The 15,601-nt window shown below is 34.1% G+C and carries 6 protein-coding genes; 1 reads left to right on the top strand and 5 read right to left on the bottom strand.

The window, feature by feature from the left end; translation table 11 throughout:
• Positions 1 to 264: 264 nt before the first annotated feature.
• The 5 genes from ACESQI_RS20070 to ACESQI_RS20050 all read right to left on the bottom strand — a co-directional run bounded on the left by ACESQI_RS20070 (position 265) and on the right by ACESQI_RS20050 (position 13,509).
• A complete protein-coding gene (locus tag ACESQI_RS20070; protein ID WP_320908770.1) occupies positions 265 to 525 on the bottom strand; it encodes a hypothetical protein in 261 nt (86 codons plus the stop codon).
• Between the two features lie 640 nt (positions 526 to 1,165).
• Positions 1,166 to 4,903, bottom strand: a complete 3,738-nt coding sequence (locus ACESQI_RS20065) for an RHS repeat domain-containing protein (protein ID WP_320908771.1) — start codon at positions 4,901 to 4,903, stop codon at positions 1,166 to 1,168.
• A 646-nt stretch (positions 4,904 to 5,549) separates the two neighbouring features.
• Entirely contained in the window at positions 5,550 to 8,885 is a 3,336-nt protein-coding gene (locus tag ACESQI_RS20060; protein ID WP_320908772.1) for a DUF6443 domain-containing protein, read from the bottom strand.
• A gap of 5 nt (positions 8,886 to 8,890) precedes the next feature.
• A complete protein-coding gene (locus tag ACESQI_RS20055) occupies positions 8,891 to 10,075 on the bottom strand; it encodes a T9SS C-terminal target domain-containing protein (protein ID WP_320908773.1) in 1,185 nt (394 codons plus the stop codon).
• Between the two features lie 536 nt (positions 10,076 to 10,611).
• Positions 10,612 to 13,509: a glycoside hydrolase family 38 C-terminal domain-containing protein gene (locus tag ACESQI_RS20050; RefSeq protein WP_320908774.1), complete on the bottom strand. Its 2,898-nt coding sequence runs from the start codon at positions 13,507 to 13,509 to the stop codon at positions 10,612 to 10,614.
• A 730-nt stretch (positions 13,510 to 14,239) separates the two neighbouring features.
• On the opposite strand from ACESQI_RS20050, the gene ACESQI_RS20045 reads away from it, so the two are divergent.
• Entirely contained in the window at positions 14,240 to 15,391 is a 1,152-nt protein-coding gene (locus tag ACESQI_RS20045; RefSeq protein WP_182416639.1) for a 6-bladed beta-propeller, read from the top strand.
• Positions 15,392 to 15,601: the final 210 nt, after the last annotated feature.

Raw genomic sequence — 15,601 nt, 5'->3', positions numbered from 1 at the left:
TTCTTTGTGTTTGGCGATATAAAGATAACAAAAATGCCGGAAAACCTAACTCTTTTAGGAGATCAGTTATTATCAGTCAACAGAGCATTAAACTGATAAAAGAATGAGCGTTGATGATTTTGAATCCCATAGAGCCTACTTTGAAAAAGTGACTTATCAAACACGGTTCAACTAAATTGAAGAAGAACCATTCTTGTTGTAGAAAAGTGCACACTCTTGCAATCCCTTATTATTGCATTGACCGTTCTTTGAATAAATATTCTCTTAAAGGAAGCATTTCACAACTCTTTCTCTGTTTCGATATAGCCGAATCAGTTCTGTAATTGTGCATATATAATGCTCTTGTTCGATAGAAAATAGAATACTGTCGAGCAGACACAGGCAGCATAGTAATTCTTGTTTGGGCAGCGCTTCAATGTATCCGGGAGATTCCATACTGGGATAGTACTCTTTGAGAAAGGAGATTTTATCAACCGATTGCTCCAGATCGGTTTTCATAAGACAAGGGCAGGCATAATCATTCATATATTTGTGCGTTTTAACCGATTGAAAGGCTCCCATACACACACATAAAAGGCGTGGAAGCTATATACTATAATTATCCTATTGAGGCTCTGGTAAGGCCGTTCCCGAATAATAAGCAATAGCTCCACGCCCAGATGATATATAACAAAGTTATACGTACCTTGGACGTGGAGAACCTCACCTATTATCTGCGAGAATAAAATTTACCAGATTTCAATAGCAGATAACAATAAGATTTCTCCGTCGTTCAACAAAAACGGTGCACTCATTTCCTGACTGCATTGCAAAGATAGGAATAATTTGACAATCCGATAGTTTTCCCTGATAAAAATAATTGTCTGTCTTTGGGTTCCTCTACCTCTTATTGTACATAATGCTTCACTGATCATTTTTCAACTGCCTGTTTAATGTATATCTGCGATAAACCTATACTGCTTTTTCTTCTATTAGCATAGATAGAATTGGTGGTAATTGCTAATCCTCTCTCTTGTCAAACTTTGTGTCGTATACCTTCATTAAAAAGCCTTGAAAGCGAGAGGTTTTATAAACAAGATACCATCTGTTTGTGTCTTGTTCACTTTGGCGTTATCTCTATCTACATTAATGCAGCATTATTCAAAGTTGTATTATAAAAAATATTTTATTGTATAGCCTTGGAACTTCTTGAGATATTGTATTCTGTATTATTTACTGTATTTGTATTATTATCTCTTGTTAATACGAGTCTTCCAGATGCATCATACTCGTAAGATTCTGTAATTCCCCTTCCATTTGTCTTACTTTTTAACAATCCTAAAATTGGAATGTAATTGAAAGATGTTATATTAGCATCTCGGGGATATACACGTATGTCATCTATAGGACAGCCACCTTCGTCGATTGTATAGCCTGACCCTTCAATTTCGTGCATTATATAATTCCATTTGTTGTTCTTGAAAACTTGATAGTCTATAAAATAGCTTTTATTAGGATCTAATTTTAGTGGAACGACATATGAGCCAATATGACTTTTAGCACTGTGGAATCCAGATAAAATAGAACTTGAGGAACTTTCGAAATTTTCATAAAAAACATCATCGTATCCTATTTCAACGCTGTCTTGGTAGCAGTATGAAAAATTTAACATTCCATTACCAGATAGAGCTTCCTTCCCAGCATATGAGTCAGTATCGCAAATAGTGAATGTATGGTATCCGGCAGGAACATTGGTTAATACAACTTTATCTTTATAAGTGCTTATATAATAACTCCAAGGTGGTCCACCACTATATGAGGTTCTTTGTTGAATTAATCCAAACAACTTTCCATGATCTAAAACGCCTGATGCAAACCAAATATATCCAAAGTTTCCAATAAGATTAAACTCAACATCTCCAGCTATTGGAGTATAAAAGTTATAATCTTTTTCATTAGTCGATGAGGAACCGGGCTTTAACGAAATTGTGTGAGTCCTCTGTATTATTTGAGGTTTAGGAACAAGCTTACAGTTATTTTGGGCATTTTCGATTATGGCTATAGGATATTGGCCATTGTATCCCCAGATACAAACTGTTTTGACGCCATTCTCATTAATTATACTAATTGGATTGCCGTATGAATCAAAATTGATATATTCTAAATTGACCAAACATCTCTTATCCATTACATACTGATAAGAGTCTAGTAGTTTAAAAGAAGAATAATTACTGAGTGGAGCATTAGTTTCCAATTTATAAAGTTTGTCCTTGACTATATTGTTACCTGAAAATTTATATGTCGTTACATTGGCGTTTACTACATGCCCATTTTTCATAATTGTTCTCTCAATAGGCATAGATAACATACACCTGGACTTCATACTGTCATATATATTTGTCGGAGAGTCATTGGGGATTGAATCGTTATTATATTCTTCCATCAAATCGGAAAGAAATTTTGTTCTTATTTCGTAAATATTATTGTTGGATTCTTCTGTGTGTCTCTTAGTTTGAGTAAGTAGTCTAAATTTATTGTAATTATATTCCTCAGTTTCCTTTATATTTCCATTATTCATATAGTGGATGACTGTTTTCTTCTTCAAAAAAGGGTAATAAGTATATATTTTATTTGCACTTACTCTTATTGGTAGAGTATTCATGAGGGCATATCGGTTTATTGTTTTTACATAATCTGATAGATCTAAATGATAGGTAAAGTTTTCTTCTTTCAGTAACTTACCAGTATTATCACAATATTTTGTTGACTTTAATAAACCTCTATCTAATCCTCTTGATGTATATTTATTATATAAATCATTAGTCATTCCTAAGGTGAAAGCACCTACAGATGGTTCATCTTTTACTTGATCATGATTAACAAAAGAATAAATAGTTTTTGAACCATCTGAAAGTACTTCTGTTATTCGGGAATAACCTATGTGAAATTTATCTACCCAATTAATTTGAGTACTAGACTTGTTGTAGTATGAGTAATCTCCATGTATACTCATGTGCTTAAAGTCATAGTCAATTCTACCAGAACCGCGTGTTACATATTTCGGCACGACTGATAATATTCCGCTGGAAGTATTATCTTCATTAAGGTATAAATAATCTTTTATTATATTTTGTGATAAGTAATTATTATCAGAAATTGTTATCCTTTTAATTCTTACGCCACCAGTTATTCCTCTTTCTTGTTTAATCTCAAAGGGATATTGTGTCGCTATTTTAGAGTAAGTATGTGGCTCGTATTGGAAACAAATTTCCCCACCAGTAGGATATGTAATCTTCTCAAGGATTTCTGCTTTCACAAATGTAGAATCAGGCTGTCTGTAGTTATATAGTCCTTCAAAATTTAATGAACTAACCATCTGGAGATATTTCTTATTATTGTAATATCCCCAATTATCAGTTAACATTTGATTATAAGGAGGTAAAAGTAATGGATTGTATTGAAATTTATATCTTTCTTCCCCGTTCATTAGTAGTAAGTCCAATTTGAGTCGTTGGTTAGCATTATCTGTATAGTAAAGCTTGATTGTATCTGTTTTTCCTCTGATTTCATTCAATTTGAAAGAGTAACATTTCTCTTGAATTTTTCCAAGTAAAAAGCCATAATTATCCTTTAGGAAATATTTTTGATCATCATAATGCCCTAATGTCTTTAAATCATTTCTCTTCGATGAAATAAAATTTATTTCATCTCCATTACTTGCAGAAATATTTTCCAATGAAGACGGATAGATAATATCATATTTTTTATCTATTAGATAATAATATTGAGGATTGGCATAGTTGGGAATTGTAACATGGTCAGGAATCGTGACTGATCTAATGTCTTGGCCCATAAAATCGATAGTTAAAACTTGATGGTGATCAAATCTTTCTACAATATTTATATTCCCTTTTGTGTAGTTAAATTTTATATTATCTTGATTTGGTAATATGATTTTTTTTATGTGCCAGGTAGAAGCATTGCTAAATAGAGTAGAATGAAAATCATCCCAAGCCATCTGATGATTTCCTATCTGCTCTCCGTACTTATCGAAAAAATCACTATAATTATGATCTTGCATATATTGGCAAGACAGATCGATAGAATTAATATCCCCGCCAAAGATATATGTAACACCATCAGAATCAACGATTGTTATTTCTGTTATTGAAATCGGTCTAGTTTCAAAATAGAGTTTCGGATAATATACCCTACCTGTATAAGGGTGCTTCCATTCACTCTCCACAAAAAGGAATTCCGGTATTTTTCCTATCTTTACATCTTTAACCTCAAAATATGGGCTGTTTTGGGAAGATATTTTTGTTTTTATATGGCCAGTTTTGTCCTTATACATATAGAAAGATGCATTTATTTTTCCAATATTTATTATAAACTCATCCAAATCCGGTTCACGGAGGAAATCTTCGTTATTTATAAGAGGTTCGTAGTATTTATATAAGTTTGATTCTAAGTTCCAGTCTGGTATTTCAGTTCTGTCTGAGTATTCAGAAATTGTATAAATTTCGTCCGGATGCCCATTAGTAATCCTATAAATTTGTCCTCCCGTGATTGACCATCCTAATCCTACATTACCTACCGGTAAATCGACTTTATTGCCTTCAGCATTATAAACCAGTTGAATGTCGTACGAGAAATCCTTAAAAGTTATTGAATATAGAGGTATATATATAGATGGACGTCCTGTATATAAATCTACAGATGGAGCTTGTACTCTGAGTAAGGAACCTACACTGGGAGATGGAATGTCATGTTCTAATACCGATTGAGAGAATGCAGAAAAGGAAGAAAGGCCTAAGAATATTATTAATAGATATTTCATATACTGAATAACCAATGTAGGCGTAAACCGTATTGACAAAGACTGAAGTTGTTTTGAACCCAAAAGTGAATTAATGTTTTTCATATTTAGAAATTGTTTTTGACTTAATAGATCGATTTATCTGTAGTGATTTCCTGGTTAATTCTTACCTTTACATATGAATATGGTTACCGTATTCATATTGAACTATAAATCTGTTTAAAGTAGGAAGTTAAGTTTCCACACTATTTTTTCTGATGTGAAAAATTAAATCCAAATTAATAAAGTTTTAATGTGAATTTACATAATAAGTAAATGATGCTTATATTGCTTGCGATGAAAGTAATAAGTGTAAATATCCTTATAAATATTTTTTCTTTTTTTATAAAGTCTCTCCAAATATAAAAGATTAAAAAAACGGATAAAAATTCGAGTAGAAAATAATCTAATGAAAAGCTTCTAAAATAATAATCAATAGAATAGAAAAATAGATACTCAACAATTAATCCTATAGAAGAAAATAATAGTAGAAAAAGACCGTACTTTTTCTTTTTTAATATCCCAATAACTCCTGAAAATAGTATAAAAGCATATATCAATTTAAGAATAAAAAGGTATAGCGGTTTATATCCAAATACTCCAAGAGAAGGATAATGATATTCCCACATTCGGTCAATAATAGCTAATAAAATGAATACTATTATAATAATAATTGTAATATAGCAAACAAGTTTTCTGTTTCTCATAATAATTACCAATTAGAAATTACTTTATTATATTCTTTTTCCGAATTATATATTTCATAGTTGAAACTTCTATTTTTATCCATAGAAACAATTATATAAAATACTTGAGTATTATCTTTTATTGTCTTATCAAATTTAAAGCCAAAACTTGTACCTTCTGAGTTTTGATTTAGTGAAGTAAAATTATTAACTTTCTCTTCTCCGTTATAAAAATTTAGTGGGGAAAAATGATTTCCTAAACCACTGTATTTCTTTCTTAAAGGTTCTTGATCAAAGACTCCTCTTAAATAATTTTCAAATCCTACAGCACCTCTTTCCATGTCAAATACATTACTTATTACTCCTTTATAAGAACGAATTTGATTCTTTTCTCCTTGATAAGCATGAAAAATCTCATGTCCCATAAAAATTTCATTCGAAGCAGATCCGCCATCCATAGAAGATAGCCAAGTATTTGCTACATAATTTATTGTGTGAGAAAAAGGTTTATATTCGGAATCATTGGACCAAAATACTGAGTTCGTTTTATAATATATTTCTGAAGATATCAATTTATTAAGTATGATTTGTCCCATTGAGGTTGAAGCGATCATCGCAAGGTTTTTCAGTGCTCCTTTTGTGTTATTTAACACTTGGATGACCATGCCATCCGGATCAATAGCGTTTATTGGATTATTTGCACAATACGCATATGGACTGATCGAATAATACTTTTCACACAATGGGTCTACAGACATGAAACAAGCTAAAGCTGGGTCATACAATCGGGCGTAAAAATCATATAAATTCAACCTCATCAATGTCCCAAACTCTTTCCCTCCAAATCTGTATGTTTGTGGGTCCCCCCCCAAGTTATGATCTTTTATAGGCATTCCAAAAGGATAGTAATCATCCGCTGCCTCTATTTGACCTGTCGCAGAAACTGTTACTCTATTATTTCCTACATGGTCTTTGATATAAAAATAATAATTTCCATCTTTAATATAGCCATTATCTATCAATATTTTATCAACAAATAGTTCGTCGTTAATGAATTTATAGATAATATTTCCTAAATAGAAAACTATTTCATCTCTATCTGTGGATGTTGTTGTAGACACCCCTCCAGCTATTTCGGAAGGATTAAGGGAATGTCTTAAGGACATAGAACTGGAATTCATAATTTTCTCTCCTGTTGCTAAATAAATAGAGAAGCTAGAACCTGACATCAGAGGATTACTGACTGTTATTTCTTGGGGTAGATTGAGAAGGTTATTCTTTATGGTCACACCTTTGTAGGGATCTTTTGTAGTTGATCCATTGAGATCATACTCATAAGAAACGGATTTCCCGACTCCTGTTATATCCTTAAAATCATATGAGTCATATTCCTGTGAATCTTCGGCAGAATCTTCTACCGTCTGAATTTGATTGCCTAAATAGGATATTGTCATGAAATCAGGAAATATAGTGCCGGTACTTGTATTCATACTTCTATATATATTTTTTATATTTCCATTTTTATCATATATAAATCGGGCATTTGGTGTTCCAAATCCACTATCTTTATTCATATACTCGATCATTCTTGAAAGCCCATCATACATCATGGATATATTCCATTTGCTTGAGCCACTTCTTGATTCTCTGTAATCATTTATAGAAGTTATATTTCCAATCTTGTCATATTCAAGTTTTTCCTTGTATATACTATTATTTGAATCGGCCAACCAGGATCGGATATTATATTTATAATTCGTTTTTAAAGCATCTTGATTGTTCGCTTGTGTTGATAATAATTGTCCCAATTCATTATATGTATTTTGGGCTATAATGATTTCACTTCCATTGTTTAGCTTATGTCGTGTTTTTATTAGTCGTCCTGCATGATCGTAGTCATAACTGTATAATTCATTTGTCTGATTTATATTGGTCGTAGAGTGTTCATGTAATCTTTTTATGGGTTGTCCTTGAAAATTATATGCGATATATTCATTGTCAAATCCTCCTCCTGACAGCCGGCTTTTCTTTGTTTGAATGAGTCGACCACGATCATCATAGTATAAAGCCGAATGTTCATCCAAGGCTCCCTCCCAACCTAAAGGGACTGCGTTTACAAAGCTGCCTGTCAGCATACCTTTTGCAGAATAACTATTGACATTATACCGTTTGCCATAGCCTTGTCGTTCTTCATAACTCAGTGTATTAGCTACTTCGCTTTTCATATGTATAAGAAAATCATAATTATCATAATAATTACTTGTTAGACGTTTTTCGTTTTTAGGGATAAAATTTGAAAAAGAATACCCCATTTCTATGGAATATGTCCCAATAACGTTTTTATCCCTATAATTTTCATTAGATATATCTGTATTACGACAGATACCGGTCTGAACAATTCTACCTAACACGTCAGAAATAGAATACAGCCATTCACCTGTCTTACGTTGTTCTGCATTCTGGGTAAAAATCAATCGGTCTCCCCTGTCGTATACATAATAAATCCAATCACATCCGGGCAGACGTTTTCTTACACATCGATTACGCTCATCATATTTATAAAGATAAGCATATTGTTTTACTTCTAGGCTATTATCCGTTATTTGTTTATTCTCTTTGATAAGCTTATCTGCAAGCATGGGAGGAATGACATAAGATAAATTATCAAAATCGTCATATACATAGTATGTATCATATGTTGTACCACTATTCAATTGACGTGTAAGGATTACTTGTCCTTGTTTATTTTTGAATTCATAAGAACTATAACCTTCTTCATTTTTTACTTCAGTCACATAGAGCTCCCCTGGGGCAAATGGTATCGGTTTTACAAGAGAAGTATTCAAGTTACTGCCCGTTATAGTAAAACACATACAAGACAGTTTACCATTAGCTTCATTTGTTAAATAGTTTGTTTTAATTGAATAGTTCCAGCTATGCCACTTGGAACCCGGACCATATTGTTCCAAAATTCTGTTTAATGGAGAAGCTTCGTAGATTGTTTTTGAATAGGGTTTGGAGTCATTTATGTTAGAAGCGATTGCTGCTGATTTCACTTCAGGACTTCCTGTGAAAGCACCATCTTTTCCTGAAATTACCGCAGGAAGCCAAGTTGCAACATTTCTTCCGCATGCATCATATTCTTGTAGGGTCACCAAACTATTGTGCTCGGGGGTGATACCGACTTGGACTGTTTGTACAGGACGTCCCAATCCATCGAAATATTGTATACTTTCTATAAATTTAGTTGGATCTGTCTCATCTGTCATCGTTTTGGTTCTTATATAATTTTGATCCTGACTTTGAGACATTGCACAGACGCAGTATACTATATAAGCTATAAATAATATAGAGTGTTTCATGGGAGTTATTTTTTCAAGACAATATTAGACACGGATTCATTTCTGACATCGAACTTAATAATGTATGCACCGGGGAAGAGAACGGAACAGTCTATTGCTTCCTTATACAACCCTTTCTCTCTATGTTTTGGAGCGATTACTTTCACAACTCCATATACAGAACTATATAAGGTAATGGCTACTATGGCTTCATCTTCCAATTTGTATTCTATGTTAAGTGTGGTAGATACAGGATTGGGCCAATAGTTATAAGAAAAGTTTTTGCTAATCCAACTTGTATTTGTATCTGTTTTATTGTTATTTAAACTATCCAAAACTGCCAGATTTTCAGGATCATCGTCAAGGTAATAATGGTCTATCGGTGGATAAAAATAGGCGGTTGTAAAAGTTTCGTTTTTGAGGCTATCTACCACTTCGAATGCTTGAACAGTTTCAAAGATAGGGTAACGATAACCTTTGGCATACCAACTATATGTGTTTGCTTCTATCTGCTTGTGGCATTTGACTGGATTCTGTTTTTGTTGCCTGTTAAGTAATATTTTAGCTATGTCACCAGGGCTGGGTTTGTTTTTTTTGATGTTAGAAGTATCATTTATAATTTGTACAGTTTTAATTCGGAGAATATTATTTAGTGTATCACCCGAAGGTAGTATCATTTTCCCATAAGCATCTGATTCAACGCTTATATTTCCATAAGTATTGGTTCTTTTTAATGAAGTATGCAATCCTTCTGATTCAAATTTTTGTTCAATTTTTCGTTTGTAATTAAAGGGAAAAAACATCAATGGAAGTGGAATCTTATGATGCATAAGCGTTACAGGATTTTCATGCCCCAAACAAAACATTGTGTCTCCTTTTATCTGATAATAATACATTGTGGAGTGTTCCTCACCAATGATCAAATGATTTATATCGGAGTCTTTTTTGAGTAGTGTATCTCGTCCCATGATATAAATACTGTCATTGATAAGTTCCGGAGCACGAAAAGTCAATTTGTATTTGGGGTTGACAGCTTTCAGCATACTGAAATCCCATATTACATTTTCACCGGATCTTCCCGGATCTTTATATTGCATCTGTTGTTTTATGATTTCGTCTCCATTACGGATGGAGTTATTGTCACGGGTTATCTGTCCGGAGATTGATAAACAAAAAGAACCTGATAATAATAGCAGTAGTGTTTTTTTCATAGTGATTGTATTTGACTATAAGTTGATATGTTTAGTTGACTGTGTTTTTAGGTGTATCAGCAAATTTATATATTATTTAGTGCTATTCCAAAGATAATGGTTCAATATTTCTTTTTTTGTGAAAAATACTTCTTTAAAAAATATTTTAGAATCATCCAATCTGTATAATTTACCTATTTATATATTTAATATATCTTTATAGGCTTTAAATGTTTGAGATATCTATGAAAATATCAATGAATTTTTTGGTCCTCTAATAAAAATGATTGTTTTTTCTCGATCATATTGTAATGATAGACATGATTTTATTTGAAGTTTCCTTCTGATAAAACAACTATTAATTTTTTATTTGCACTTGAACAGAAAAGAATAAAATTCACCGCAACATAACACAGAGTATTGCGTTTTTTATTCTTGACAATAAACTCTGTGTTGTTGTGATACCTATCTGTAACTACATATAAATAAACCTTTTACGGCAACAGATATATGAAGCATATCTGTTACTGCAATTGTATAAAACAATTGATGTTCATTTATAACTCTAATTTCAATGTAACCTGCCCATAAGGTTTCATAACCAGCTCTCCGCTAACCTCTTCACTGGCTATCTCTTCCAGATCGCAAAGAGAAACTCGTTTAGGACTTTTCTGTGGGAATGATAATTTCACACTCTCTTCTTTATCCGATAAAGAACGAAGGCGGACAACCATCATCTGATCTTTATCCAAAGACTTGAGGATTGTCGGATAGACTTTTGGATTGTCAATTGCAATCAGTGGTTTCACTTCCGGATCTTTATCTGCCGTTACATAAACCAATGGCTGAGACTGTTCCAACCCAAATCGGTTTGCTTCGACTACATCATATTTGCCGTGGGGCAGAATGCGGTATCGGAATGTAACAGGTCCATCCTGTGTTAATGGGAAATTTGTATGCCAATGATTATTCATCACCCACGAATAGATTGTAGAACTGGGTTCCAGCTTAGCGACCCAATTGCCTCTTCCTCCCCATCCCATTGAAATGTTGGCATATCTGTCACCATATTCAAACAGAGGGGCATCCAGAGAACACCAGGTGATGCCATGTGTCTCGTTAGAAACATCCAGCCATCTTTGCAATGCAAGCCAATTCCGGTTTCCCTGTGGCCATTGGTCTTTTTCTACTTCCATAATCCCCCAAGGAATATCGACACGGGTTTTAGAATCGGGGATATTGAAATCGAAACCAAAATGTATACCGTCTTTCTCCGTTAATGGTAACTTATCGACCACATTCGTTATTTCTGCCCAGGGCTGGTCGGCCAATAAACGGATGGAGCGGGATATGCTGCGGCATCCTTTTGCTTGGGATGTTATGCATATCTCTACAGCCAATGGTCCTTTTTCTGTAACAGTAATAGAAGTCACTGTATCTGCCAAAGGGCGATTTTCATTTGCAGGAAGCCAGGCGAAAGTATTGGCTCCCTCATTTTTTACATAATCATAGCCGGATTTCTTATTGATAAAACGGACTATATTACCGGTTGCAGGATCTATCCGAAGCTTTAAAAAGTCATTTTCCAGGTTTGTTCCGTCTGTCTTGCATCCTCCGTCCAAAGTGCAATTACCTTCAACCACCCGGTAGTGGCAGGAACTTAGAGCCGGAACCTCTGCTGCAACAAATAATAACTCACCGGTAGATAGCCGTTGGGAAAGAACCTCTTTTCCATCGGGACCTATAACTTTATTTCCTTTCAGGCTTTCTGCTTCTGACAAAGTGATGATGCCGGTATGGGGCCATGTGTGTGTATTAATAACAGCAATGCCACCATTAGAGGGACCTTCTTTGGGGCCTAACGCTCCATTGGATTTATCTGTAATCGGAGCCAGAGACTCAGCCAACATGTCTATTGACCGGTTCTCGGCTTCATGAAAATAAGATTGTTTGACTTTCCATATGGCATCCTGAAAATAAGGCTCAGTAGGATTCTCAAAGCACCAAGTATGTTCCGAGCCTAAAAGAATATATCTCCATCCTTCGTCGAAATCTGCCCGGGGAGCTTTCTTTCCTTCTCCTAACAGTGACCAGATGGTTTCCGCCTGCACTAACCTCTCTTTGGCATTTCGGTTTTTCGATGTTAATCCTGCTGCTGTTCCTATACCATCTGTCCAGTATTCCGTATAATCTCCGGTTACTACAGGCAGTTGTTTACCGTATTTCTCTTCAATCATTGACATGATCTCATGTCCTCCGCTGATAATGATTTTAGGATAAGCATACTTCTCATTCCAGGCTTTCACAGCGAAGGGTATGTCGGCATCTAACGGGCTATTATCCCACAAAGTCCAGGAAAGAACGGTAAAGTCATAGGGATAATTATTGTTTTCCAGTTCAATCAGTTTATTTGTAAAATCTACATTTGCACTTCCGGTTCTGATTTCCAAAGGAACTTTTTTCGGATCACGTTGTCCAAACCAGGGACGCCCCGTAGTGGCTCCTTTCTGCATACTTCCACTATTGGCATAGCATCCGGGCTGCAGGAATAATACTTTGGACTTTCCATCCGGACCAATCCACCAGAAAGGCTTACCGTCCATACCATGTGTATGTGCGTTTCCGGCACGGTCTGTATTGGGCCATGACATTACATGCTTAATGCCTTCTTGTGCCATGACTGGAATAAGCCCCCAGGAAATGCCCGGTATATCGAATTGCTGAAACACATCAGACGGTTGTCCGCTCAGTTTTTGTATGTTTCGTGTGAATTTGAACACATGAAATAATTCTTCATCAGAACAAATACTTGTATTCAGATTCAGGTAACTGGCATCCACACTTAGCTGTCCTTTTTTTATGGCATTGATAAGGTCTTCTCTTTTTTCCGGATTAGATTGCCACAGGCGTTCCAATGGCCAGCTAACCTCCGGGTTCCATACATATTGTGCTCCTTCCCGGAAATCTTTTGTCTCTTCCGCCAACTTGATACCCTCTATTATGTTGTTCTTATGAAGTTGCTCTATGTTTTTATGGGTATTCGTATAACCTATATCTACATGGGAGTGGTTGTATAAATAAACATTCCAGTGTCGCATAGGGCTTATACTTAGCTTTTTCTTATACTTTTCTCCTGCATAAGTAAGAGTTACAGTTACTTCTGATTTTTTCCCGGCAGGAAGTGTTGAAGGTAACAGAAGTTCTATATGCGTGGAGTCTTTTGCATTCAGTGCAAAACTGTTTTTTTCTTTGCAGCCTTTTGCTACTACGTCAATCAGGCAGTTGCCTTGCAACTTCTCGCCTTTCAATTTGATTTCTACAATACGTCCGGGCGTTCCATCTGCTCTGTATCCGTAAACAGGCTGGATGTTATAATCAACAGTGATCAGGCCATCTGCCTGAGCGTAGGATGAAAACACCAAAAAACAAGAATATAAAACTACTTTTTTCCACATAATGTAATAGATTAAGCTTATTCCACTGACAAATAAAGAACTGCCGGATACAAATCATAGGTAAACAACTATTTTATTATTCATCGGGATTATAGCGGGATAATAGATCATTTTGTCTGTCTTATCAGTTTGACTGGTAAACGGTCGCAATTTATAGAAAATATTCCGGATAGCAAAGGTTGTAAATGGAAATATTTATTTACGGTATGTATATTGTATTTCTGCCAGTAAAATTAATATTTTCCGGTATGGTTATCAATTAAATGATCATATGATTGATAATGATTATTTTATTACAATATGGAAACTGATTATTTATTCTTCTTTTATTTTTTGTAATGTCTTATGAATTTTCTGATTATTGGTCGTAGAGAAACATCCCGTTTCTCTACGAGTTTCATCTTGTTTCTCTACGAGCAAGAAATGTAATATTTAATACCTTGATAATGAAACGTTTGCGTTTTGGGTTGTTTGTACGAATATTTTAATGCAAAAAGCGTTCAATTTTTCCTTTCTGTAGTTTCTTTTCTTTTCTGAATAATTACAAAATGGCAAGGTGCGCTCAAAGTCTGGTTGAAATGTATGTGTTTATTCTTGCCTAATTTGTATCTTTTCAATTATATAACAGGTTTGAATACCTATTTGGCAGAGATAGACATGTGTGTGTTTATAACTCATTTTATCTTTGTAGTAATACTTATATAAATTCTAAAAAATACAATTAATGCCTATGAAGCCAACTATTTTCATACTGTGTTTTATATTATTTACTTGTTACAAAAACTCAAATGCGAGAGATCATAATATACCAGATGTAAAAACATTCACTTTTAAAGAAGCTGGAGGAGTATTAGAAGATACTGTTTTCTTTAAATCGAAGAAAATAATACCTCTGGAAACAAATGATCTGGCATTAATTGGGCAAATAGATCGTATTTGTATGGCAGAAGATACTCTTTTTGTTCTTGATCAGCAATCTAACAGTGTTATTGTTTACGATAAAGACGGGAAGTATATAAATAGAATAAGGAACGTGGGGAAAGGTCCGAAGGAATATATTAATATAGGTGATATCAGTGTGGATAATCTGAATAAAGAACTTGTAGTATTATGTGCGCATCCCTCTAAAGTACAGTTCTATTCCTATCAAGGCAAGTTTCTTAGGGAGGAATCTTTAGGCGAACGGTACTATAGTCATTTAGGTACAGATGGGCGATATATTTATTTTCATGACAACACAAATGTGAATAAAAAGAAGGAAGTAGCTGTTTATGATCGGCAATTGAATCACAAAGCAGACATATTGGAGCATGGAAAGGTATTTGAAAATAATGAATTGGGCACTGTAACCCTTTTTGGTCATGGGAATTCTATGACACAAGACTCTTCTATCCATATTGTGAGAGGATTTGATAATACTATATATGAAGCTAAATATGGGAAGGTTTATCCCAAATATAAATTGGATTTCAAAGAATGCACATTGCCTGAAAGCTTATTAGAAAGCAAGATGAAACCTTTTGAATTTCTGGATCTTTGTAGGGAGAAACATTATGTAGTATCTTTAGAAGAAGTGATAGAGAATTCCAGACGTGTATTATTTACAACTAATATTGGCCTTTTTGTATGCGATAAACAAAGTGGAGAGATGACACGGCATCTCTTTCTTTTAGATTCAACAGTGGATGTGGGAAGTAGCAATGTACAGGTAATTGGGAATACGAATAAGATAGTTGTTGCCTGGCCGGTTGCTCGTTTAAAAAATATGATGGATGTATCTTTAGAGCATTCCTCCAAAAATAAGCTTAAAATGGAATTTATAAATAAATTGAATGCCATGGATGATGAAAATAATCCTATTCTGTTTATCTATGAGCTTTAGTTCGTGTTTCTAAAAATGATAGTGTGTAGTTTTTTGTGTTGACACTATTGGGAGCATTAAATGTTGATTAGAATTATATAGAGGTAGAAAAGAAGAAATAGATCATACTCAGTAATTGAGCAAATAAGCCGCAAAAAAAACTTTTTATTGTTTATCGATAATTTTTTATCGTTTTTCTTTGGTGGATGAAAAATAATGTTTTCCTTTGCA

This window comes from Bacteroides sp. HPS0048, from assembly GCF_964240755.1.
Lineage (GTDB): Bacteria > Bacteroidota > Bacteroidia > Bacteroidales > Bacteroidaceae > Bacteroides > Bacteroides nordii.
Note: the sequence above shows the minus strand (reverse complement) of the source record. Positions and strands in the feature narration are given on the sequence as shown.